Consider the following 26,532-nt stretch of genomic DNA (forward strand, 5'->3'; position numbering starts at 1 on the left):
AATAAATTAATCCCTTTTATTATTTATCTACAGTTGAAAATTTTCTTTAAGTTTCGATTTATGCTTTTTGCCGAAGGTTAGAAGTCATCTGTCGAATTTTTTATTGTTTAGAATATGTAATATTTAATTTTATCCTGACTAATTAAATGACAAAACACAAATGATTAAAGAAACCATCAATTTTAAAGAAGCCGGAAAGTTTGAAGAAACCCGTTTTGAGAAGATTCATAATGTAATTTTTGAATCGTCTCAGGAAGCTTCGATATTAGTAGCTCAGGAAATTGCCAATATAATTCAAAGAAAAGAAGAACTAAACGAACCTTGTGTTTTAGGTTTGGCAACAGGATCTTCTCCTGTAAAAGTATACGAAGAATTAGTAAGACTTCATAAAGAAGAAGGATTGAGTTTTGCTAATGTGGTCACTTTCAATTTAGATGAATATTATCCAATGGATAAAAACAATATTCAGAGTTACTGGCACTTTATGCACGAACATCTTTTTGATCATGTGAATATATTACCTCAAAATATTAATATTCCCGACGGAAATGTCAGCAGTGAAGATCTTCAGCAATATTGCATTGATTACGAAATGAAGATTAAAGATTACGGCGGATTGGATTTTCAGCTTTTGGGAATTGGAAGAACAGGCCATATCGGATTCAATGAACCGGGTTCTCACGTTAATTCAGGAACGAGAAGTATTACGCTTGATCATTTGACCAGAGTAGATGCAGCTTCTTCGTTTTTAGGTATCGATAATGTACCAAGAAAAGCCATTACAATGGGAATTGGCACCGTAAAAAATGCCAAAAGAATTGTATTGCTTGGTTGGGGAATCAGCAAAGCAGAAATCATTAAAAAGACGATCGAAGGCGAAATTTCTTCAAGAGTACCTGCAACTTATTTGCAACAACACAACAACACTACATTTGTTTTAGATACAGAAGCTTCATCAGAATTAACCAGAGTAAAAACGCCTTGGTTAGTAAAATCGGTAATCTGGACAGAAGAATTAAAATTGAAAGCCGTTGCCTGGTTGAGCGAATTGACTAAAAAACCTTTCCTGAAACTGACAGACAAAGATTATAACGATAACGGAATGTCGAGTGTTTTAACTGAGGAAGGAACTGCATATCATTTAAACATTAAGATGTTTAATAAAATGCAGCAAACGATCACAGGCTGGCCGGGTGGAAAACCAAATGCAGATGATACTTACAGACCAGAACGTGCCACTCCGGAAAGAAAAAGAATTATAATTTTCAGTCCACATCCGGATGATGATGTTATTTCGATGGGAGGAACTTTTGACCGACTTGTAGAGCAGGGTCATGATGTTCATATTGCTTATCAGACTTCGGGAAATATTGCAGTTTCTAATGAAGAGGCTTTAAAATTTGCTGAGATTTCGAAAGCATTAAATAGCAATTCAACGGAGTCAGAAAATATTATCAACTTCCTGAAAAGCAAAAAAAGCAATGATATTGATTCATTAGAAGTTAGAAAATTAAAAGGTTTGATCAGAAGAAGTGAATCTTTAGCCGCAACACGTTATTTAGGATTACCGGATTCAAATGTAAATTTCCTTGATCTTCCGTTTTACGAAACCGGAACAGTGAAGAAGAATAATCTTGGCGAAGCGGATATCGAAATTATGTGTGATATTATCGAAAGAATCAAACCACACCAAATTTACGCAGCCGGAGATTTAGCAGATCCACACGGAACGCATAAAGTGTGCCTGGACAGTTTGTTTGAAGCTTTAAAACGATTGAAACACAAAAGCTATATGGATGATTGCTGGGTTTGGTTATACCGTGGAGCCTGGCATGAATGGGAATCGTACCAAATTGAAATGGCAGTCCCAATGAGCCCTGATCAGGTTCTTAAGAAACGTCATGCGATATTTTATCACCAATCTCAAAAAGACGGAGTGATGTTTCAGGGAGATGACAGCAGAGAATTTTGGGTAAGAGTAGAAGACAGAAACAGATTAACAGCAGAAAAATATCACGCTTTAGGATTAGCAGATTATTCGGCTATCGAAGCTTTTAAACGTTATTATTTTTAGATTGATTAAAATATAATAAACTATTTTCATGTGGTTTATTTGGTGGTTAGTTACCAATTTTTGAAAATGCAGCCCTGGTTAGGCTGCATTTTTTTATATGAAAGTTATTTGTGAGATGTTAAATGTTAGAAGTTTTTCGCAATCTTGTCATCCTGAGGAACGAAGGATCGCACAAGAAATTCCGCTCCTATAGTCGCCAATCTTTGTCGAGCTACTAGTGTGATCCTTCGTTCCTCAGGATGACAAACAGCACGAAAAACTGTATTTCTAAATCGAAGAATTCAAAATTCTTTGTTTCACATGATCCATATACGATCTGCCAATTACATATCTAAGACCTTCAATTTCAATGCTGTTTCCTTCAACAGCGTCGATTTTATCAATAGCGATGGTATACGATCTGTGTATTCTTAAAAAGTTTCTTTCCGGAAGTAAATCGGTGAAATCGGATAAAGTGCTGTGAATAATATATTTGCCTGTTAGGGTGCTTATTTTTAAATAATCTTTTAAACTTTCTATGACTAAAATTTCATTAAAGAAAATCTTCTTCATTCTCTTCTTATCAATTTTTACAAAAATAAAAGGACTTTCTGGGCTATTTTCCTGTGGGCTATTGTTTTTATTTCCAAGCCTTTTACTTACTTTATTTAAAGCTTTCATTAATCTTGGGAATTCAATAGGTTTTACCAGATAATCTAAAACATCAAGTTCGTAAGTTTCAATAGCAAATTGGCTGTAAGCACTTGTAATAATAAGTAGCGGTGGATTTTCAAGACTTTTTATAAAATTGATGCCGTCAAGAACGGGCATGTTAATGTCCAGAAAGATAACATCAACATTATTGTTTTTCAAAAAATTTAAACCTTCTATTGGATTGCTAAAAGTGTTGATTACCTCAAAATTTTCAATTGGCTCTAAATAATTTTTAATGACATTAATTGCCAATGGCTCATCATCTATTATTAAACAATTTATTTTCATCTTTATAAATATTATTTTTGAGCGAAATAATTTTGGTGGTTTTTCTTTACACTAAGCTGTATTAAGTGACTTTAATCTTCAGCTTTACGACAAAAATATTCTTTTTATTTGTAAAAGAAAGTTTGTACTCATTTTTATTATAACCTAATTCCAGTCTTTTTTTGACATTTTCAATTCCTATACCACTCGACTGGTTAAAATTATCTGAATGATGCGTAATTTCTGGCATTGGGTTCGAAATCGTAAAATGTAAATAATCGCCTTTTACTTTAAAGTTAATATTGATTATTACTTTACCGGTATTTCTGTTTACACCATGTTTAAAGGCATTTTCAATAAAGGTCAATAATATTATTGGGGCAATTTCCTTATCATGAATATCACCGGAAATTGACATGTTTATTTCTAATCGATCATCATTTCTAATCCTTTCGAGATCCAGATAATTCTGAATACACAATATTTCATTTTCTAAAGTTTGTCTTTTACTTTTGGTGTCATACAGCATATAACGCATTAATTCAGAAAGCTTTATAACAACTTTTGGCGTTTTGTTAGATTTCTCAACAGATAGAGAATAAATGTTGTTCAGTGTATTAAAGAAGAAATGTGGAGAAATTTGCGACTTCAAAAAAAGCAATTCTGTTTCCAGTTGTGATTTTTCAAGATCCGTAACTCTTTTTTGTTCTTTCAAAAGATCGTAGGTGATTTTAATTGCTGCCACAAAAGTGATTACATACAATTCTCCCATCATCATCTCAATACTGTAATTGAGTGTTAGTTTGCTTATGGCCTCCGGTCCTTCTGGCCAAACGTTATGCGCTATTAATAAGTAGGTAAGGTTGTATTTTATAATCACCATTAAAAAAATAGAGGATAGAATTGCAACTACATACAGAAAATACTTTTTTCTATAAACCAGATAAGGCATAAAAATCAAAATATTCAGATAACATAAAGTCATGTGAATAGGAAAACCCAGTAAATTTGTTTTTAAGGAATACCAGTAATCATTGAAATAGCTTCCCCAGCGAAAAGTATTAAATAAAAAGTAGGTAAGCCAAAAAAGGACATGATAACGCAACGGTATACGATAAAGTTTGCCAGAATTGAAATTCATAATAGGAGTGTTTTTTGTGACTTTTTTTGATGTTTATCTTCGTTTATATGTCGTCCGTCTAAAATAGTTTTACTGAAAATCAAATTTGTTTAGATTTAGAGTTAAATTAAGATTGTTTTTATTTGAAGAAATCGGTCTTTTATTTTAGTACTAATTCTGCTTGCAAGTTGTAAAATAAAAGTGTACAAAAATAAAAGTCGACATGATTTTTTTTAATCCTGTTTTCTTCACTAAATCAATTTGCATAAAAAACAATATAGTCATGTTAACAAAGAAACAATATCGCGTCATCAACAAGTTTTTCCTTAGGATTCTAAAATCAATTTAGAATTAGTTTATTGCGGAGAACTTCAAACAAAATAACAATCACAAAAAGAACCAAAACAAGAATTACAATTAACTAACCAACAAATAAATACTAAAATTAATGGATATCATTGACGTATCGATCATCGTAGCCTATATTCTGCTTTCAGTAGGAATAGGAATTTGGATTTCAAGAAAAGCATCAAAAGGATTAGATGATTATTTCCTGGGAGGAAAAACAATCAAATGGTATTTTTTAGGTTTAAGTAACGGATCAGGAATGTTCGACGTTTCAGGAACTTCCTGGATGATTGGCGTTCTGTTTTTATATGGAGTAAAAAGTTTCATGTTTATGTGGCTCTGGCCAATTTGGAATCAGATTTTTGTGATGATGTTCCTTGCTGTCTGGATCAGAAGATCAAAAGTAATGACAGGTTCTGAATGGATTTTAACCCGTTTTGGAAATGACAAAGCCGGAAAAGCATCTCATATTATTGTGGCTATTTTTGCCATCATTTCTACCATTGGTTTTATTGCTTATTTCTTTGAAGGAATTGGTAAATTCATCACCATTATTCTTCCTTGGGATTTAACGCTTCAGTATGGAGATTTAATTCTATTGACATCAGAGCGATCTTATGCCTTGATAATTATCTTTTTAACAACAATTTATACCGTTAAAGGGGGAATGTTTTCCGTAGTAGCTACAGAAGTGGTGCAATATTTAATTATGATTATTGCCAGTGTTTTGATCGCGGGTTATGCCTTTGTAAATTATACTGATATTCAGATTAACTCCGTAATTAGCGAAGAATGGAAAAATGTTTTCTTCGGATGGCAGTTTGAAACCCAATGGAGCGAAAAGTTTCAGACTTTCAATAATTTAATTGATTCTGAAGGCTATAAAATGTTTGGCGCTTTTATTGGAATGACATTGTTCAAAGGCTTCTTTGCCAGTGTTGCCGGGCCAACGCCAAGTTATGATTTACAAAGAATTTTGTCTACAAAATCGGTAAAAGAAGCAGCTTATATGAGTGGTTTTACGAATTTGATTTTATTCATTCCAAGATATTTATTAATTACCGGAATTGTGGTAATTGCTTTGATCAACCTGGCACCGGAGCTAAATGCAAACACTGGATTAACCGGAGCAGACTTAGAATTATTAATGCCAAAAGTGGTTAATTTATACTTGCCTGTCGGAATAAAAGGCCTTTTACTTGCCGGTTTATTAGCGGCATTTATGTCCGGGTTCTCTGCTTTTGTAAATGCAGGACCAGCTTATATTGTAAATGATATTTATAAAAAGTATTTCAAACCGGTTGCAACAAACGCTCATTATATAAAAGTAAGTCAGATTTCTTCTTTCATAGTTGTGGGCTTGGGAGTTTTCATGGGATTTTTTGCAGATTCTATTAATTCCCTAACCTTATGGATTACCAGCGCCTTGTACGGAGGTTATGTCGCAGCCAATTTTCTGAAATGGATCTGGTGGCGTTTTAATGGCTGGGGGTATTTCTGGGGAATGTTTGCCGGATTAATTGTAGCTTCTTTACAGTTTGTTTTAGGACAATATAAAGGAACCTTTACAGAAGGATCATTTTTGTTTGATTTGGCAGCTGTACAGGCGATTTACTTATTTCCGGTAATATTTGGTTTCTCTATTTTGGGTTGTCTTTTAGGAACTTTTTTAAGCAAACCAACAGATATGGATGTCCTAAGATCTTTCTACACCAATGTTAGGCCTTGGGGATGGTGGAGTCCGGTTTATAGAACTTTAAAATTAGAAGATCAAACTTTCGAAAAAAATAATGATTTCTGGAAAGATATGCTCAATTGTGTAATAGGAATTGTGTGGCAATCCAGTATGATTTTGCTTCCGATTTTCTTCGTTATCAGAGATTATCCGAAGGCAATTATAGCATTAATTGTGTTTTTAGTGACGACCACCATTTTGAAATTTACATGGTTGGATAAAGTTCGGAAAATAGCTGATTAATTAGAGAATAGAGAATAGAAAATAGAAAATAGACAATAGACAATAAAGAAGTATTAAACACATAGAAACATAGACTTATGCTATGATTTTATGTGTTTAAAAACAAACATAATAATATTAAACGCATAGGGCATAGAACTTCAATTGTGAAAAAGAAACTAGTTTCCCACACATAGCTATGTTTTTTTTAGCATCTATGTTTCTATGTGTTTTTAAAGAAAAGAACAAACAAAAAACAACAAACAATAAAAAAGATGAGTACTATTCCCTGGCAAGACAGACCCGAAAACAGTAATGATGTAATGTGGAGATATTCTGAAAACCCCATTATAGAGCGATACGCTATACCATCATCAAACAGTATTTTTAACAGTGCGGTTGTTCCTTTTGGAGATGGCTTTGCAGGTGTTTTCAGATGTGATAATAAAGCAGTTCAAATGAATATTTTTGCTGGTTTCAGTAAAAACGGAATCGATTGGGACATTAATCACGAACCAATTGTAATGCAGTCCGGAAATACTGAAATGATCGAATCGGCATACAAATATGATCCTCGTGTTGTTTTTATCGAAGACCGTTACTGGATTACGTGGTGTAATGGATATAACGGACCAACAATTGGAATTGGATATACTTTTGATTTTAAAGAATTTTTCCAATGCGAAAATGCCTTTTTGCCTTTCAATAGAAATGGTGTTTTGTTTCCGCAGAAAATTAACGGAAAGTACGCGATGTTAAGCCGTCCGAGTGATAACGGTCATACACCTTTTGGTGATATTTGGATCAGTTACAGCCCGGATATGAAATATTGGGGAGAGCATCGTTTGGTAATGAAACCAAGTCCGTTTGAAGACAGTGCCTGGCAATGTACAAAAGTAGGAGCAGGACCAATCCCAATTCTTACAGAGGAAGGCTGGTTAATGATTTATCACGGCGTTATTAATACCTGCAATGGTTTCCGTTATGCAATGGGATCGGCGCTTTTAGATGTCAATGCTCCGGATAAAATAAAATATAGAACTCAGCCTTATTTATTAGGACCGGCAGAGCTTTATGAAATGGTTGGAGATGTACCAAATGTGGTATTTCCTTGTGCAGCTTTGCACGATACAGATGAGGATAAATTGGCAGTTTATTATGGTGCTGCTGATACAGTTGTGGCGATGGCATTTGGCAAATTAAGCGAAGTGGTACAGTTTACAAAAGATAACAGTTTATAGAAAAAATATGCTTTTAAAATTTAAATGTTTCACGGTTGCTTTAGGGATTCTTTCGATAAGTGGCTATTCACAAACGAAAAAGGCTGTTGTACCAAAAACGTATGTAGCTGCTAAAACTTCAACTCCAATTGTAATTGATGGAGAAGAAGCTGATCCTTCGTGGAATAAAGTAGAATGGACGGCTCTTTTTGAAGATATATCAAATGATATAAAACCAAAATATGCAACCAAGGTAAAAATGCTTTGGGATGAAACCAATTTTTACATACTCGCAAAAATGGAGGAACCCCACGTTTGGGCCAATTTAAAACAACGTGATACCATTATTTTTTATAACAACGATTTTGAAGTTTTCATAGATCCCGACAGCGATACTTTTAACTATTACGAATTAGAAATTAACGCTTTAAATACGGCTTGGGATCTATTTTTAACAAAACCATACAGAGAAGATGATAAAGTGGTTTTAAACGACTGGAATATTCCGGGTTTAAAATCAGCTGTAAAAATCAACGGAACTTTAAATAATCCAAATGATACTGATGAAGGCTGGGTATTGGAAATGGCGATTCCGTGGGTATCTTATAAAACATCTTATTTCGATCAAAATGTTCCTATAGATAAATTCTGGAGAGTAAATTTCTCAAGAGTAAACTGGCAGCATGACATTAAAAATGGAAGTTACGAACGCAAGAAAGATGCTGAAGGAAAATTTCTTCCGGAGTACAATTGGGTTTGGTCGCCAATGGGAGTAATCAATATGCATGAACCTGAAAAATGGGGATATGTTTATTTCTCTTCAAAAGAAGGAAAAGACAGTTTTGATATTCCACAGGATGAAAAAGTCAAATGGGAATTGTACACCCTTTACCGGGCACAGAAAGAATATCATAACAAAAATAAATCCTGGGCAAAATCGATAACAGACCTAACTAAAAAACCGATTACTGTTGATGGAAAAGTATTAAAACCAGTACTTGAAAATCATGCATCCGGATTTAATATAGCTGTAAAAAGTCCATTCTCAAATAAAACATTAATTATAGAAGAAGACGGAAAAATAATATCAAAATAAACCACTATGAAACTACCAAAACTATTATTTTTTTTATTAGCACTAACTATTTTTTCATGTGCAAAAAAAGAAGAACAAACCACTTTTAAATTTGGAGTCTGGACGACCGCAGATGCTAAAAAGTCTGATGCAGATTATACAAAAGAATTTAAAAAATACAAAGATGGCGGAATTGATGAAGTATTGATAAATACAGGAACTGATCCAAAACTTTTAACAAGAATAGCGCCTTTAGCAGCAAAAGAAGGTTTGAAAGTACACGCCTGGATTATGGCTATGAACAGACCAGGAGATTCAATTGCATTACAGCACCCTGACTGGTATCAGGTAAGTAAAGAAGGGAAATCGTGTTTTGATAACCGTCCGTATGTGGATTATTACCAATGGTTATGTCCAACCAGAAAAGAATCAAGAGAACACGTTTTACATTTAGTTGAAGAACTGGCAAAAGTAGAAGGCATTGAAAGTGTTCATTTAGATTACATTCGTTTCCCGGACATCTTTTTACCAATCAGTTTATTGCCGAAATACAACTTAGTTCAGGACGTAGAATTGCCTCAGTTTGACTTTTGTTATTGTGATGAATGTGTCAAAGCGTTTGAAAAAATCCATCATAAAAATCCAAAAACGAGCCACAATACTTCTATCGATATGGAGTGGAAAAACTTCAGGCTTAATGCAATACAAGCTGTAGTCAATGACGCTTACAAAATTGTACACAAACACAATAAAAAATTAACAGCAGCAGTATTTCCTTATCCTGAAATGGCAGACCATATGGTGCGCCAGCGTTGGGATAAATGGGATATTGATGAAGTGTATCCTATGATTTATCATAGTTTCTATGATGAAGAAATTGACTGGGTGGGTTATGCAACAAAACAGGGCGTAGCCGATTTACAAGGCAAACAAACGAAAGTTAATACGGGAATTTATATTCCGGGATTAAAATCGGATAAAGAATTAAAAGAAGCCATTTTATTAGCAAAAGAAAATGGTGCCGTAGGAGTTTCTTTTTTTGATGGCGGTGCTTTATCTGAAAGCAATCTGAAAACAATTAAGGAAACAAAAGCAAGTTTAAATAATTAGTGTTTTTTTTATCAAATCCGGATGTCTGCAATTTTTGGTTAGTGTAGATATTCGGATTTTGATCAAAAGTAACTTTATATATTTGCAGGAACCATGATAGTAATTGTGGTTCTGTTTGTTTTTATTGAGATAGGATCCATTCTTTGTGAGTAAAGAGGATGTTTTACTATTTTTTTGAAGAAATAAAATTTAAGATTCAGCATACAAGAATAAAAATCAAATAATGAAAAAAACTGTATTCATTGCCGCACTCACAATAGTTTCTGTATTTTCTGTTCAGGCACAGGAAAGTACTCCTTTTTGGCAAAATGAAAAAATCAATGAAGATAATAGAGAACCGATGCACGCGGCCTATTATGTTTTTGAGAATGAAAAATCAGCAGCCAATAACGACTGGAAATCATCAAAAAACTATTTGGATATCAACGGAGCCTGGAAATTTAAATATGTTGACAGCCCGGCAGATCTTCCGAAGGAATTTGAAAAAAGTAACTTTAACGATACTTCCTGGGATAATTTTAAAATTCCGGCAAGCTGGGATGTAAACGGTTACGGATATCCTGTTTATGTAAATACAACTTACGATTTTGATTATTTAATGGCACCAAATCCGCCTTTTGTTCCAACAAAATTCAATCCAACCGGAGTTTACAGAAGGGAAGTTACCATTGATAAATCCTGGGAAGGAAAAGACATTTTTCTGCATGTTGGTACAGCAAAATCAAATCTTACCGTGTGGGTTAATGGTGTTTATGTGGGTTATGGCGAAGATGGAAAACTACCGTCTGAATTTAACCTAAACAAATACGTGAAAACAGGAAAAAACACGATTGTTTTGCAGGTTATGAAATGGAATGACGGTTCGTATTTAGAATGTCAGGATATGTGGAGAATGAGCGGAATTACACGTGATTCTTATTTAGTTGCGAGAAATAAAACGCATTTAAAAGATTATGAAATCATTCCTGATTTAGACGCTTCTTATGTAAACGGAAGTTTGAAAATTTCAACTGAATTTTCAAATTTAAATCAAAAAGACAATTATACTTTAGAGGTTCAGTTGAAAGACGGAGATAAAGTCATTACCTCAAAAAATATTTCCGCTTTAAGCGAAAAACAAACGTTCGATTTTGCTGTAAATAATCCAAAGAAATGGAGTGCTGAAATTCCGAATTTGTATCAGGTTGTTTTTCTTTTAAAAGATAAAAAAGGAAATATTATTGAAGTTATTCATCAAAATGTAGGTTTTAGAAAAGTAGAGATTAAAGGCGGACAGCTTTTAGTTAACGGAAAAGCCATTTATATAAAAGGAGTAAATCGTCATGAAGTTGATCCGGTAACTGGGCAAACAATTTCAAGAGAACGTATGGAACAGGATATTAAAATCATGAAAGAATTTAATATCAATGCGGTGAGAATGTCGCATTATCCAAACGATGAATATATTTATGAATTATGTGATAAATATGGAATTTATGTGGTTGATGAAGCCAACATAGAATCACACGGAATGGGATATGATATTACTAAAACGTTAGGAAACAAACCAGATTGGGAGTTGGCGCACTTACAGCGTATGCAGCGTATGGTGGAAAGGGATAAAAACCATACTTCGATAATTATCTGGAGTATGGGGAATGAAGCGGGTAACGGCTATAATTTTTACCGAGGTTATTTGTGGATCAAAAATCGCGATAAATCAAGACCAATTCAGTACGAAAGAGCTACGGCCGGAGCATGGGATGGAAAAGATTTGAAATACGAATGGAACTCTGATATTATTGATCCAATGTACAGTTCTCCGGATAAAATGGAAGAATATATACTAGCGAATCCAAATCCGTCAAGACCTTATATCTTGTGTGAATATGCACATGCAATGGGGAATTCGATGGGGAATTTTAAAGATTATTGGGATATCATTCGAAAATATCCAAACTTACAAGGAGGTTTTATTTGGGATATGATTGATCAGTCGGTTTACAAAACAACTGCTGACGGAACCCGAATTCTGGCTTATGGCGGAGATTTCGGACCAAAAGACATGAAAAATGACAACAACTTTGTAAACAACGGAGTTTTTACGGTAGAAAGAGAGCCAAATCCACATGCTTTTGAAGTGCGAAATGTGTATCAAAATATTCTTACTTCGTGGGAAAATAAAGAGACTGCAACTATAAAAGTTTACAATGAATTTTCATTTAAAGATTTAAGTAATGTAAGTTTGCATTGGAAATTAATTTTGGATGGAAAAGAGGCTGAAAGTGGCGTTATTGATAATTTAGAAATAAAATCTAATGAATCAAAATCGTATAAATTACCAGTTAATTTAGATGGAAAACAGTTTCAGGAAGCTTTTATAAATGTGACGTATCATATTAAACAAGACGAGCCGTTTTTGCCAAAAGGTTTCCAGATTGCAACAGATCAATTGGCGTTTAAAGGAAACTGGAAAAACGATATTAAAATCGAAGGCGCTTCAAAAATAACGGTAGAGAAAAAAGAAAATAGTACCGTATTTAAAAGTGATAAAATGGAAATTGCTTTTGATAAAAAAACGGGATTCATAAATGGTTATTCCTTCCAAAATCAGCCAATTATAAAAGAAGGTTATCAATTGCGTCCTAATTTATGGAGAGCGCCAAACGATAATGATTTTGGGGCTTACCTTCAGGAAAAATTGAAACCATGGAAAGACGCAACAGAAAATCCGACACTTGTAAATTGGGCTTATACTGCTACCAAAGACAATAAAATTATTGTTACAGCAACATATGATTTACCTCAGGTTGTTTCAAAATTAGTTTTGAATTACGAACTTAGCGGCAACGGAGAATTAAACGTGAAAGAGCAGATCAATATTGATAAAGCAAAAGAACAACCCGTGTTACCAAGATTTGGTATGGAAATAATCGTTCAGAAAGATTTTAGCAATATGAGTTATTACGGAAGAGGACCACACGAAAATTACATCGACAGAAATTACAGTTCGCAAGTTGGTCTTTATAATCAAACGGTTTCAGAGCAATATTATCCTTATATTCGCCCGCAGGAAACTGGAAATAAAACAGATGTTCGTTGGGTTGAATTATCAAATGATAAATTGAAACTAACTGTAAAATCAGATAGTTTATTAGCTATAACAGCTTTACATTATTTGAATGAAGATTTAGATGACGGATTGAAAAAAGATCAAAGACACGCAGCTGAATTAAAAGAAAGAGATTTAACCAGTTTAAAGATCGATTACAAACAAATGGGAGTAGGAGGTATCGACAGCTGGCAGGCGTGGCCAATGGAAAAATACCTTTTGAAAGACAAAAATTATCATTATCAATTTAAAATTACACCATCTTTAAAATAATAGTATGAGAACATTAAAACCATTATTTGTCTTAATCTTCTTAACCGTTTTAACTACGGGTTACAGTCAAAAAGTCTACACGGAAAAAGATATTAAAATTATTCCGAAACCAACGCAGTTAGTAATTAACAAAGGTGTTTTTGAATTTTCTAAAAGCACAAAATTTATAGCTGTTACTGATTTTCAAAAGGAAATTTCAAATGCCCTTATAAGCAAGTTTGAAAAAGCAGCAGGATTTCGTCCTGAATTATCAACGGCGATTCCGAATAGCAATTATGTGCAATTTAAAGTGGACGAAACTTTAGAGAAAGAGGCTTATGTATTAGACGTAAATTCGAAATTCATCACCATTACTGCCAAAGGACAAGCCGGTTTTATCTACGGATTAGAAAGTATTCGACAATTGCTTCCGGTTGTTATTGAAAGTAAAAATGTGATAGCGAAGCAAAAATGGCAAATTCCAAATTTGATAATAAATGATAAACCGCGTTTTCAATGGAGAGGTTTAATGTTGGATTTATCGCGTCATTTCTTTGATAAAAATTATATTTTGGCTACAATCGATCGTTTGGCAATGCATAAAATGAATGTTTTGCATTTGCATTTAGTGGACGATCAGGGATGGAGAATTGAAATTAAAAAATATCCAAAATTAACCGAAGTTGGAGCCTGGAGAGTCGATCAGGAGAATTTATCATGGAATGCAAGACTTGCTGTAAATCCGGATGAAAAAGGAACTTATGGAGGATTTTTAACTCAGGAAGAATTAAAAGAAATCGTAAAATATGCAGCATCAAAAAATGTAGAAATTATTCCTGAAATCGAAATGCCGGCACACGTAAGCAGTGCTATTGCTGCGTATCCGGAACTGGCTTGTTTTGATCAGCGTATTGGAGTTCCGTCAGGAGGATTATGGCCAATTACAGATATTTATTGTGCCGGAAAAGAAACAACATTTGAGTTTTTGCAGAATGTAATAGACGAAGTAATCACCATTTTTCCTTCAAAATACATTCATATTGGAGGTGACGAAGCGACGAAAACCAATTGGGAAAAATGTCCTCATTGCCAAAAAAGAATGCAGGAAAATGGTTTGAAAAATACCCATGAACTGCAAAGCTATTTTGTGAAAAGAATGGAGAAATACATCAATTCTAAAGGCAAAAAGCTAATTGGCTGGGATGAAATATTAGAAGGCGGTCTGGCTCCGGATGCAACTGTAATGAGTTGGAGAGGAACCAAAGGCGGTATTGAAGCAGCAGAACAGGGCCATGATGTTATTATGACACCGGAATCACCTTGTTATTTTAATTTTTATCAGGGACCTCAAAATGAAGAACCTTTAGCTTTTGATGCTTATAATCCATTAAATAAAGTGTACGAATTTGATCCTGTTGTTTCGACTATGACACCAGATCAGGCAAAGCATGTTCTAGGTGGACAGGCGAATTTATGGGCAGAATTTCTTTCGACTCCAAGTGCTTCAGAATATATGATTTTCCCGAGATTGGCTGCTTTATCGGAGACTTTATGGAGTCCAAAAGAAAGCCGCAACTGGAATGATTTTACCTCAAGATTAACTTCATTATTTCAGCGTTACAATTATTTAGGGATTAATTATGCAAAAAGTGCTTATTTAGTAACAGCTTCTTCAACTGCAGATTTGGTTCATAAACAAATTAATGTTACACTGAAAAATGAATTTCCAAATCCGGATATTCGCTATGTTTTAGGCAATAAACCATTAGATCAGCAGGCTTTAAAATATATCAATCCAATTCCGTTTAACGAAACAACGATTCTAAAAGCTTCATTGTTTCAGAATGACAAACCAGTTGGAAAAACATTTACGGATACGATCGTTTTTCATAAAGCGGTGGCGCATAAAGTAAATTACCTTACGCCATACAACAGCAATTACAAAGGAGATGGGCCTTTCGGAATGGTAAATACAATTCGTGGTTCTAAAAACTTTCACGATGGACAATGGCAAGCCTGGTTAGTTAATGACATGGAAATTGTAATTGATCTTGAAAAACAAGAAAGCATACAGCAGGTATCAGTTGGAACACTGGAAAGTCAGGGAGCGGGAATTAATTTTCCGACACAAATAAAGGTTTTGGTTTCAAACGATAGTATCAATTATAAAGAAGTTGGAAAAGTGAGCCGTGCTTATGAAGCAAATCCAATTTCAGAATTAAAAGATTTTAAAATTGATTTTCAAAAACAAAATGCGAGATTTGTAAAAATAATTGCAATTAACTTGAGGAAGAGTCCAAAAGGCGATAGTTCATGGTTATTTGTAGATGAAATAGTAGTGAATTAAAATAGCTGAAGTAATAATAGCTAAAAAAGAAATGAGAAATACAACAATCCAGACAGCATGTTTTTTTTGCATGCTGTTTTTTAGCATAAGTATTTTTGGGCAACAGCCTGCAGATTTTGTGAACCCGTTAATAGGAACGTCAAATTATGGCGCTACATTTCCGGGACCAATTGCCCCAAGAGGAATGGCAAGTATTAGTCCGTTTAACGTAGCGGGGTCTAAAAACAGATCTTTAGAAAAAGACAGCCAATGGTTGTCTAATCCCTATGTAAATGAAAATACCTTTTTGACCGGATTTAGCCAGGTAAATTTAAGCGGTGTGGGTTGTCCTGATTTGGGTGTGATTTTACTAATGCCAACAACTGGAGCGGTTGAAACCAATCATATGAAATATGGTTCTACTTATTCTAATGAAGTAGCTAAAACGGCTTATTATAGCGTAAATATTGATAAATATAAAGTTAAAGGAGAATTTACGGCTTCGAAAAGAGTAGGAGTGAGCAAATTCACTTTTCCAAAAGGACAATCTAATATTTTACTGAATCTTGGTTTAGGACTGACAAATGAAGAAGGAGCGATGGTTAAAGTGGTTTCTTCGACAGAAATAGAAGGAATGTGTACTGTCGGTTCGTTTTGTTATAATAGTCCTGAAGAAGCTTATCCAGTTTATTTTGTAGCTAAATTTTCAAAACCAGCGAACCATTACGGAGTTTGGAAAAAAACGCCAAAATATGAAGGGGTAGAAGCGCAATGGATGGGCTATAATGGCAAAACCCGAATGATGAAAAACACCATTAAAACGGTCGTTGGAGACAGTATCGGAACGTATTTTACGTATGAATTTGATAAAAAAGAAACGGTTGAAGTTAAAATTGGAGTTTCTTATGTAAGTATTGAAAATGCCCGCGAGAATTTGGAAAAAGAAACCGGAGGTAAAACATTCGACACTGTTTATAAAGAAACGTACGATGAATGGAACAAAGAGCTTTCTAAAATTTTAGTTGAAGGCGGCTCCTATCAGGATAAAGTTATTTTTTATACAGCATTGTATCACACTTTGATTCATCCTAATACTTTAAATGATATTAATGGAGAATATCCCCGAATAAAAAGAACCAAGATTGGAAAAACTGCAGACACACGTTATACTGTATTTTCTTTATGGGATACGTATCGAAACATGCATCCGTTAACGTCTTTAGTTTATCCGAAGCAACAATCTGATATGATAAAAAGCATGTTGGAAATGTATGATGAAAACGGCTGGTTGCCAAAATGGGAATTAAATTCGACAGAAACCTTTACAATGGTTGGAGATCCCGCAAGTATCGTTATTGTAGATGCCTGTTTAAAAGGAATTCAGGATTTTGATATCTACAAAGCCTACCATGCCATGTTGAAAGGTGCAGACCAAATTGAAGATAATCCGTTGCGCCCCGGGCTTAAAGAATATCTCGACAAAGGTTATTTGTCAACCAATTATCCTGGACCTGTTTCTACAACGTTAGAATATAATACTTCAGATTATGCAATTTCACTTTTAGCGAAAGCTTTAGGAGAAAAAGAAGATTTTAAGCGTTTTAGTAAACGTTCGTTATCGTACCGAAAATTATATGACAAAGATTTAAAATTACTTCGACCAAGAACGGCGAACGACAAATGGTACGAACCTTTTGATCCTGAAGCAGGAGCTAATTTTCAGGCCAATGTTGGTTTTATTGAAGGGAATGCCTGGCAATATGCTTTTATGGTACCACATGATATCAGAGGATTGATAAAATTAATGGGAGGTGATAAACCTTTTTCTGATCAATTGCAAAAAGTTTTTGATATCAAACAATTTGATATGGCTAATGAGCCGGATATTGCTTATCCTTATTTGTTCAATTACATAAAAGGCGAGGAGTGGAAGAGTCAGGAAATGGTAAAAAAATTAGTGCTGGAGCATTTCAAAAATGAGCCAAAAGGATTACCCGGAAATGACGATACCGGGACTATGTCGGCCTGGCTGGTGTATTCTATGATGGGATTCTATCCGATATCGCCAGGAGATCCAATTTACACTATAACAACGCCAATGTTTGATAAGATAACAATTCAGTTAGATCCAAAATATTATAAAAAAGAGAAAATTATAATTGAACGACAAATCAATAGTGATGGGAAAATCAAAGAAATTCAGTTGAACGGAAAAGCCTTAAATAGTTTCTTTATTTCGCATGATGATTTTGTAAACGGAACAACTTTGAAAGTGATTCAGGAATAATAAGTATTAAGTTATGCCCAATTATAGAAAACCGACAAAATGATAAGTAAAAGAGGAAAAGTTTATTCCGAAGATCTATTAGATAACACAAAATCATTCCTAGATAAATTAATAAAAATTGAGGAGAAGCTTGGTGATGATTTTGTAATTAATCAAGGTTTATTTTTAATGATTACTGCATATTTTGAGGAATCAATTAGAGAAATCATGAAAATTGTTTTAGTCAGTTTTCCTGAAAAATTGACTAAAGACTCCTATACAATTTCAAGAGAACAAATATGTACAGTAGCTGACAAAGGGCATGATATCATTATTGAAAATGAATTATATTTATTTTTTAAAGACGGAGTACGAACACAACTTGAAAAATTGTTAAAAATTCTTTTTAACAAAGAATATAAAAATGATAAAAAGAATGGTACCAAAAATTCAATTAGCGAAGACGAAAAAAAATCAATTATTAAGTTGTGGGAAATATCTCTTTACAGAAATGCTTTAATTCATAATGGAGGAAAAGTTAGTATTGAGATTAATGAAAAAGTAAAATATTTCAAACCAAAGAATGAGACAAATTTAAATTTTGATTCTAATACGATTAAATTATTTACAGGTGAATATAAAAAATTCTTTGATAATTTAAACATTGAAATAAAAAACACTTTCAGTTCTTTCGAATCACTATCTGTAATTGATAAAACACAAATTTTATGGAAGGAAACTTTTTCAAGTCCAATATTACAATTCGAAGATTATTGGGAAGTTGATAATAAACGTGATTTAATAATTGGAATTAAATATCCTGATATTGAAAATAATATTAGCAGTAGCGAAAAAGTTTTGCTTTCAATATGGAGACACCAATTCAATGATTCAATTAAAACTGTAGATTTTTTACTTTGTAGCGTTAACTACCATAAAATTTATGAGTTATATAAAGGATTGGATGAACTAAAGTTTTATCATATGAAACAAAAAACTTAAATAGAATAACTGGGCATAACAGCTACTCCAATTGATTTGTGCAGTAGGCTTAATGGAAAGTTGGTTTTGTATTTGGGATGATTTGGCAAATCCGAAGAATGGTCTTAATTTAGTCCCAAACCCGCTGTAGTACCAGAACGTATTAAGTATTAAGTATTATGAATTAGATTAAAGACTTAAGAATAACAATAAACATTTTAAGCTTAGCTACTTAGAATCTTAGTAACTTAGCAACTAATAAAAAAATGCCATTCGCCGCCGCGAATGGCATTTTTTGTATTATTAATCTGTGTAAGGAAAACAGGATTATTTCGTTTTTACACCAATTTCAGCAACAGAAATATATCTACCATCTACACTGGTTTTTCCAATAAACTTTATATATCTGGCTTTCGCGGATGCTTTCAAAGTGATGTTTTGCTCCACGGGATTACTTTTGATATTGGCAAATTCACCTTCTGCAACAGTTTTCCAGGTCATATTATCTGTACTTACTTCCCATTGGTAATTTTTTACAATCCCACCAGTTCCGTTTTGACGAGGCAAATACGATAAAGTTGTAATTTCCATTTCTTGTCCCAGATCAATAACGATGAATTGAGGTAAAGGCGTTAAAGATGTGTTATCAGCTGTATTCCAAACGGTTTCGGCATTTTCATCAATAGCATTTAATGCATTTTCCTTTTCCTCATTTTCAAAACTAGAGGTAACTATTTTCCAGTCTTTTTTGTAAATATTGAAGGATTGAATAGTAGTTTCGCTTGATTTCATCTCTGTTCCAAATGATCTTGCTTTAACATCACCTGAGGTTAAAAATGGAAATGGGTTTCCATAAACTGGCGATTGTATTGTAGGTTCTGTTCCGTCAATTGTATAACGGATTTGGTGTACCGGTGTTTCAGTAGTGATAGAAACATTTCCCTCTTTATCTCTTTTAATTTTTGGAAGCGCTAAATGTTCTGGCTCTCTAAACACACCAACATCGCTCAAAGCAATACAAACTGGAGATTCTTTAATACCAATTCTCAATTTTGAAGTTGTGATATAATTTGGTAAACGTATCAATCGGTTGGCACCAATACTGGTAGCTTCGCCTACTTTTTTCCAAATTCCGTTGATAAAAGCATCAATTTCGATTTTTTCAATGCGTTGACCCAATTTGATGTTTTCTCTTAAACGAATGATATTAAACGTTTGCGCTGTTTTCCATTCTAAAGTCAGGGTTGCTTTTTTTACTTCATCGCTGGTTGCCCAATACGAGTAACGATCGTTATCAGTAAGATTTTTGGTTCCGAAAAATATTTGATTTTCACCCCGAATTTCAGAGGCCGTAATCACAGCCGATTGTGCAAGATTATCTGCAAATAATTTCTTCAAAAAATCGCCAAAATCTTTCAAGGCTTTAACATCATTTTGATGCAATACACCGTCCGTATTTGGTGCAATTCCGATATCCATGCCAGCACCTCTTCCAACCGATTTTAAGTAAATTTCGAATAACTCCGAAACAGATTTTACGTTATTGTCTTCATTTGCATGATAAAACCAGCCATTTCTAAGCGGAACATCACATTCAGCCGGTTTCCAGTACTTACCATTTCGTGTTCCGCTCTGAGCTTTCTCCGAATCCGTTTCTCCTGGAACGGCTATTGTTTTTCCTGCTATTGGTTCTGGAGTAAAAGTTGCCCAGGAAGTTTCATTTGCAAAACCCCTTTCATTTCCAACCCAGCGTACATCGCCATTATCAGCAAAAATAACAGCTCCCGGCTGTAATTCGCGAGATATTCCCCAGGTCTTATCCCAGCCGTAATACGTAGATCGGTCAATGCTTCTTTTCTCGTTTTTACCGCCATAATAACCATCCCCTCCATTTGCACCATCGAACCAGGTAATGAATAGATTGCCATAATTGGAGTACAATTCTCTCAACTGATTTCGATATTTTTCAACATATTCAGGTTTTCCATAATCTTCATTATTTCGATCCCAAGGAGAGCAATAGAGTCCGAATTTCATTCCGGCCTTACGTGCCGCAACTTCAAATTCTTTTACCATGTCACCTTTTCCATTACGAAAAGGACTTGCACTAATGTTATAAGCCGTTGTTTTTGTTGGCCATAAACAAAAACCATCATGGTGTTTGGCCACAAAAATTACACCTTTAAAACCACCGTCTTTGGCAGCATTCACAATCTGACTTGCATCAAATTTTGCAGGATTGAAGATTTTAGGATCTGCATCGCCATATCCCCATTCTTTATTCTGAAAAGTGGTTGGCGTAAAATGTACCAAAACATATTGTTCCAATTCCTGCCAACGCAATTGCGGTTCAGTTGGTAAAGCCCCATAAGGAGCCGGAGGGCCAACTCTCTGTGCCGTCATTGACAAAAAGACAAAACATACTAAGAAAGTTAATACTAGTTTTTTCATTTGATCTTATATCAATTATTGCGTTACTTTAATGACCACCGCTTCCTGATTGGCTAATGAAGTTCTCAATTCTTTTGGGATGGTGACAACGATTCCGTCATTCACTTTTTTAATAGTCAGTTTTTGTTTGTTGTTCAGTAAAGAAGCTTTTAAATTTCCTTTAATATCGGTTTTGATGCTAATTTCCGCAGGTAATTCTTTTTCGTCTTTTGCAGGCATATAAATTCCGTAAATTGACTTTCCTTTTTGAGTATAACCAACTTTTCCATCTAAGTAAGGGGCAACAGGTTTAGTGTCATAAATAGCTTCACCATTTATTGATAACCATTTCCCTACGTTGGCTAAAGTGGTTTCAATTTTTGGATCAAATTCTCCTTTGGCATCTGGTCCAACACCTAATAATAGATTTCCTCCTTTTACCACAATACTAGTCATCAATTGAATTACTTCTTTTGAAGATTTGTAATGGTCGTTTGGCACCCATCCCCAGGCTCCTCCAAGAGTAATACAACTTTCCCAAGGCACACTTAATGGTTTGTCCGGTGTTTTTTGTTCAGGTGTTAAATAATTCTCGTATTCGCTAGGAACCCAACGATCTACAACCAACATTCCGGGTTGTTTTTTACGGGCTGTTTCTGATATCAATTTCATGTTGATATCCATGTCGTAGGGATATTTACAAAATTCTTCCACTTTTTTGTTGATGGTTGACAACGGGCGAACCCAGCATCCGTCAAGCCAAAGAATATCTACTTTTCCATAGTTTGTAGTCAATTCGTTCAACTGATTTTGAGTGTATTGTATATAACTGTTCCATCTCTCCGGGAATTTTTTGATATCGTAAGTTGGGTTTCTGTCTTTTGGAGGATAATACGACCACCAAAAGTTCTCTGTAGTCCAGTCCGGTTTTGAGAAATAAACACCCACTGCCAATCCTTCTTTTCTTGAAGCATCCAAAACGTCTTTTAATACGTCTGCCTTTGGATTTTTAGCATAAGGCAATTCAGGATTGGTGATTTTAAAATCGGTGTATTTTGAATCATACATACAGAAACCGTCGTGATGTTTCGATGTGAAAATCATATATTTTGCTCCGGCATTTTTGAACATTTTGGCCCATTTTTCAGAATTTAAATTCGTCGGATTTAATTTGAATTTGGTATTTCTGTAATCCGTAGCATATTTGTAATAATCGTCATAACCATCTCTGGTTACCCAATCTTCCGGAGCCAGCCCCCAGGATTCAACAATTCCCAACTGAGAATAAAGTCCCATATGGATTAAAACCCCAAATTTGTAGCCTTGCCATTTGTCCAGATTAGCTTTTACTAACGGATCTTTTGTCCACACATAACCTGCTTCTTCTGATTTGTCAGCCTTCATACTGAAATCACCCTGTGCATGAAGGGAAAGTGCACTGGCGCAGACAAATGCTGTATATAATAATTTGAATCTATTTTTCATTTTATATTTTTTTAATAAGTAGTTGTTGTTGATTATTTTACGTAAAATTCAGGATTGATTAATTTGTTCCCGGTTTCATCATAAACAGCATAGTTAAAACCACTCTGAACGCAATAAGAACCGTAATCACCTTTTTTGTTCAGGGCAATAAATCCAACCTGAATATCTTTTAAATCTTTTTTTCTGTTTTTCATCAGTTTCACGACTCTCAAAACAGCTTCTTCACAGGCTTTTTGAGGAGATTTTCCCTGACGCATCAATTCAACAACCAAATGACTGCCTGAAATCCTGATTACTTCTTCACCGTGGCCTGTTGCAGTTGCGGCGCCAATTTCGTTATCTACATATAAACCAGCACCAATAATAGGAGAGTCTCCCAAACGACCGTGCATTTTGAAAGCCATTCCGCTAGTAGTACAAGCTCCTGAAAGGTTTCCATCAACATCTAAAGCAATCATTCCAATCGTATCGTGATTTTCAATATTAGCAATTGGTTTGTATTCTGAAGTTTTTAGCCATTCTTTCCATTCTCTTTCAGAATCGGGAACTAATAGATTTTCTTTTGGAAAACCTTGTGCTAGAGCAAATTGAAGCGCTCCGTCACCCACCAACATTACGTGTGGCGTTTTTTCCATTACAGCACGCGCAACAGAAATAGGGTGTTTAATAAATTCCAGACAACCCACAGAACCAATATTAGACATTTCGTCCATAATGCAGGCATCTAAGGTTACACGTCCGTCTCTGTCAGGCCTTCCGCCATAACCAACACTTCTTTCTGTTGGATCACCTTCCGGAATTTTAACTCCTGCTTCTACTGCATCCAGGGCGCGTCCACCTTTTTTCAATACTTCCCAGGCAGCTTCATTTGCTTTCAAACCAAAATTCCATGTAGAAAGGACAATTGGTTTTCTTATTTTTCCATCAGAAAGATTGTCATGACTTTCGTCTTCTTCTGGTTTTCCCGTAAAAGAACTTAGCGCTACAGCAGCCGAAGCCATTGCAGCGGTTTTTAGAAAATTTCTACGATTGTTCATATGTTGTATCTTTTTATTTTTTGCTTTTGATGTTAAAAATAAGTGTTTTTATTTAATTACTAAATCGTATTAGTAAATTAATTTGTTGCACTATTCTTTACTTTTTGTTTTCTTTAAATTTTCAATAAAAAAGTATTTCTCTTTGAATTTGCCTTTTGTTTTTTTTTAAATTAAAAAAACTCTAACGTTTTGGTTGACCAGTCATTATCAAAGAAACCGCTTACTTTCATATCTGGCAATCCATTCAAAAGCAAATTAGCTTTGAAAATCATAACATCGGGAAAACCTGTAATTCCGGAAATATAATTGTTTGCCCAGGTTGCTTTCATTCCTTTTTCTGAAGTTCCGGCAACAACGCCTACCATAGCTGTTTTGCTGTCTTTTCTTGGAACTACAAAATAGGCAGCCAAATCATCTCCTTTTAGTATTTTGTCGCCAACTTTTATTTGTTGATTATCAATCTGAATTGGAGCATTTTTCAAAAGTAATTTCCAGGCGCTATTGTTTGATGCATTTCCATAAATTACAACGTTTCTGTCTTTGTATTTTTCTAATGAAAATTCTTTGTCTGCAATCACATCGATACTTCCATTTCCCCTGTAATAAAAAGTCTCTGCGTCAAAACGGGCTCTGTTTAAATACCATTCACGATCTGATTCAGAACCACCTGTCGCATAAACAAAAACGACATTATTATCAAAGGCAAACTTGAATCCGCCCTGACGTTCAGCATATTTTTCAGCTATGTTGATTTCGTTTATAAAAGCCCATTTACCCTCTTTCAAATTCAGAATAGCTTTTTTGTCTGAAGTTGTTTTTAATAATTGATCGTCAATATTGATTGTAATTTCTCCTTTTAATTCTAAGGAAGCCAAATCAAGTTCCATTATCGAAACATTTACCGTTTTGATATTAATTTGCTGTTTATCAATTTTGGCATTAATATTTGAGAAATCAAACGGACGAATTTGCTGTTGTAATTTAATCCAGTAATCAGTTGAAGAAACGGCTGGAGTAGCGGTGTGAAAATCAATTTCCTTTACTTCTTTGTTTGTTGGAATAGTTTGACGCTTGAAGAATTCAAAAATCGGCAACCAATCAACTGAATGGTCACCATACCAATGTTCACCACCAGGATATTCGTAATAACAGAAGTTAGGATGAAAACTGCCTAAAATCTGGCGCATTTCTCGCACCTGCGAAATAGGAACAGTCGAATCGGCATCGCCATGCAATATATAAACTCCTGTTTGTTTCAGGTTTTGAACAATACTTTTAACGCGACCAGAATTAGCCGAACGTTTGATTGGTTCAAATGCTTTGAACATATCATGCATTTCATCGCCTTTATCAAATCCGTACATTGAAATGTCAGGGTAAGAGGCACAAGGAGCAATGGCTGCAAATTTGCCAGGATAGGTTGTTCCCAGAAACCAGGTACCGTGGCCGCCCATTGAATGACCTGTTAAGTAAGTTTGGGCGGGAATAGTATTGAATACTTTTTTAGCTTCAGCTAAAACTTCGAGAGCATCGATTCTTCCCCAATCTTCCCAGTTAAATCCAAAAGGGCGACGATTTGTAGCAGCAACAATATGAACCCAGTCTTTCTGTTTGTAAGCTCTTGCCTGATTTCGGGCCTCAACAGAAGCGCCGTGAACAGAAAGAACTAATGCTTTTGGTCCGCTTCCCAATGCAGGAGCAATACTGTAGTATTGAACGCTGTTATCAACTTTACTTACAAAAGTTCGTTCATGATGAACAGTTGCAGAACGTTGTTGGATTGTAATTTCTGTTTTGTCAATTACTTTTCCGCTTTTGTCCGAAAGTGTTAGTTCCATTTTTAATTCACCTGTAAAATCGGCTTTTGCAGCCGGAACTTTAAATTTTACTTTTCTGACAAATAATGGCATAATTGCATCGGTTGCATATGTTGTAGTTTCGCCACTAGATAATTTTGCTGTAATAACAAGGTTCTTTAGTTCTTTTTCTGTTGCATTTATAACTCGGATTGAAGCCCATTTTTCGTCTTTTTCACCATTAATAACATCTGGCAACGTTAAATCGCGTTTGGTAAACTGAATGCTTTTTGAAGGAACAATAATTTTTGATTTCACACGACCAAAACGGCCTTTGGTATAAATAAATTCGTTGACACCTTTTTGAAGTTTAAAAGGAATTAAAGAGTATCCAAAATCATAATGATCACCTTCGTGAGGGAGACCATTAATATAAGTTCGGGTGCCACCTGTAGTTTCTAAGAGTACGATTTGTTCTTTTGAAGCATTATATTGGGTGTAAAGAAAAGCAGACCTCATAGTCTTTCCGCTGAAAACCTTGGCAGAATCTACATTGATTTCCTGCCAGTCCCCTTTTTGTTTATTCGGATTTACGAATTTACCAACCGCATATTGCCAGGCCATAGGATCTTGTCCATTAAAAAGTGTTCCTGTTTTATTTTCGGTTTGCAGTGTAAATCCATTTATAAATTGGTATAAAACATTTCCTTCTGCTGTGCTAACAATTTTTTCTTTTCCAAAATATTCTACAACATTTCCGGTCGTTTTTGTCTGTGCAATCGAATTTATGCACGACATAATCAAGAAAATTAAGAGTTCTTTTTTCATTTTTCGGGGTATATTTTTTTTATTTTATTCCAACTTTTCAGACTTTTACTAAATCGTTTTACCTGAAAAACGGTAAAATTGAGGATTTAACAATTTATTTCCGATAATTTTACGTTTTTTTAAATTTATTAAATCGATTTAGTAATGCCTTAAAGATTTTTTGCTATTTTTGTTTT

At 34.5% G+C, this 26,532-nt stretch carries 15 protein-coding genes; 9 read left to right on the forward strand and 6 right to left on the reverse strand.

Features of this window, described 5'->3' with window-relative positions:
• Positions 1-160: 160 nt before the first annotated feature.
• Positions 161-2,074 carry a glucosamine-6-phosphate deaminase gene (nagB, locus tag AC6CH4_RS11985; protein ID WP_498103275.1) on the forward strand — a complete coding sequence of 638 codons (1,914 nt, stop codon included), beginning with the start codon at positions 161-163 and terminating at the stop codon, positions 2,072-2,074.
• Between the two features lie 267 nt (positions 2,075-2,341).
• On the opposite strand, the gene AC6CH4_RS11990 is transcribed toward nagB, so the two are convergent.
• Positions 2,342-3,055 (reverse strand): LytR/AlgR family response regulator transcription factor, encoded by a 714-nt coding sequence (locus tag AC6CH4_RS11990; protein WP_498103277.1) that lies wholly within the window; start codon positions 3,053-3,055, stop codon positions 2,342-2,344.
• 61 nt (positions 3,056-3,116) lie between these two features.
• A complete protein-coding gene (locus AC6CH4_RS11995; protein WP_498103279.1) occupies positions 3,117-4,175 on the reverse strand; it encodes a sensor histidine kinase in 1,059 nt (352 codons plus the stop codon).
• 427 nt (positions 4,176-4,602) lie between these two features.
• On the opposite strand from AC6CH4_RS11995, the gene AC6CH4_RS12000 reads away from it, so the two are divergent.
• From AC6CH4_RS12000 to AC6CH4_RS12035, 8 genes are all read left to right on the forward strand, one after another.
• Positions 4,603-6,480 carry a sodium:solute symporter family protein gene (locus AC6CH4_RS12000; RefSeq protein WP_498103281.1) on the forward strand — a complete coding sequence of 626 codons (1,878 nt, stop codon included), beginning with the start codon at positions 4,603-4,605 and terminating at the stop codon, positions 6,478-6,480.
• A gap of 254 nt (positions 6,481-6,734) precedes the next feature.
• The gene (locus AC6CH4_RS12005) at positions 6,735-7,700 is read left to right on the forward strand and encodes a glycoside hydrolase family 130 protein (protein WP_498103283.1); all 966 of its coding nucleotides are present in this window, start codon (positions 6,735-6,737) and stop codon (positions 7,698-7,700) included.
• A gap of 7 nt (positions 7,701-7,707) precedes the next feature.
• Entirely contained in the window at positions 7,708-8,775 is a 1,068-nt protein-coding gene (locus AC6CH4_RS12010) for a carbohydrate-binding family 9-like protein (RefSeq protein WP_498103285.1), read from the forward strand.
• A gap of 6 nt (positions 8,776-8,781) precedes the next feature.
• On the forward strand, positions 8,782-9,864 hold the full coding sequence (locus AC6CH4_RS12015) for a putative glycoside hydrolase (protein WP_498103287.1): 1,083 nt from the start codon (positions 8,782-8,784) through the stop codon (positions 9,862-9,864).
• A gap of 223 nt (positions 9,865-10,087) precedes the next feature.
• The gene (lacZ, locus tag AC6CH4_RS12020; protein ID WP_498103289.1) at positions 10,088-13,228 is read left to right on the forward strand and encodes a beta-galactosidase, LacZ type; all 3,141 of its coding nucleotides are present in this window, start codon (positions 10,088-10,090) and stop codon (positions 13,226-13,228) included.
• A 4-nt stretch (positions 13,229-13,232) separates the two neighbouring features.
• Positions 13,233-15,554 carry a beta-N-acetylhexosaminidase gene (locus AC6CH4_RS12025; RefSeq protein WP_498103291.1) on the forward strand — a complete coding sequence of 774 codons (2,322 nt, stop codon included), beginning with the start codon at positions 13,233-13,235 and terminating at the stop codon, positions 15,552-15,554.
• Between the two features lie 31 nt (positions 15,555-15,585).
• Entirely contained in the window at positions 15,586-17,820 is a 2,235-nt protein-coding gene (locus tag AC6CH4_RS12030) for a GH92 family glycosyl hydrolase (RefSeq protein WP_498103293.1), read from the forward strand.
• Between the two features lie 39 nt (positions 17,821-17,859).
• Positions 17,860-18,801 (forward strand): hypothetical protein, encoded by a 942-nt coding sequence (locus AC6CH4_RS12035; protein ID WP_498103295.1) that lies wholly within the window; start codon positions 17,860-17,862, stop codon positions 18,799-18,801.
• A 306-nt stretch (positions 18,802-19,107) separates the two neighbouring features.
• On the opposite strand, the gene AC6CH4_RS12040 is transcribed toward AC6CH4_RS12035, so the two are convergent.
• From AC6CH4_RS12040 to AC6CH4_RS12055, 4 genes are all read right to left on the reverse strand, one after another.
• Positions 19,108-21,231, reverse strand: a complete 2,124-nt coding sequence (locus AC6CH4_RS12040; RefSeq protein ID WP_498103297.1) for an alpha-L-fucosidase — start codon at positions 21,229-21,231, stop codon at positions 19,108-19,110.
• Positions 21,232-21,246: 15 nt separating this feature from the next.
• Complete coding sequence (locus tag AC6CH4_RS12045; protein ID WP_498103299.1) at positions 21,247-22,695, reverse strand: alpha-L-fucosidase; 1,449 nt, start codon at positions 22,693-22,695, stop codon at positions 21,247-21,249.
• Positions 22,696-22,727: 32 nt separating this feature from the next.
• Positions 22,728-23,732: an isoaspartyl peptidase/L-asparaginase family protein gene (locus AC6CH4_RS12050; protein WP_498103301.1), complete on the reverse strand. Its 1,005-nt coding sequence runs from the start codon at positions 23,730-23,732 to the stop codon at positions 22,728-22,730.
• 170 nt (positions 23,733-23,902) lie between these two features.
• Positions 23,903-26,356, reverse strand: coding sequence for a carboxylesterase family protein (locus AC6CH4_RS12055; RefSeq protein WP_498103303.1), 2,454 nt, complete (start codon positions 26,354-26,356; stop codon positions 23,903-23,905).
• Between the last annotated feature and the right edge of the window lie 176 nt (positions 26,357-26,532).

This window comes from Flavobacterium sp. GQ95 (assembly GCF_059758655.1).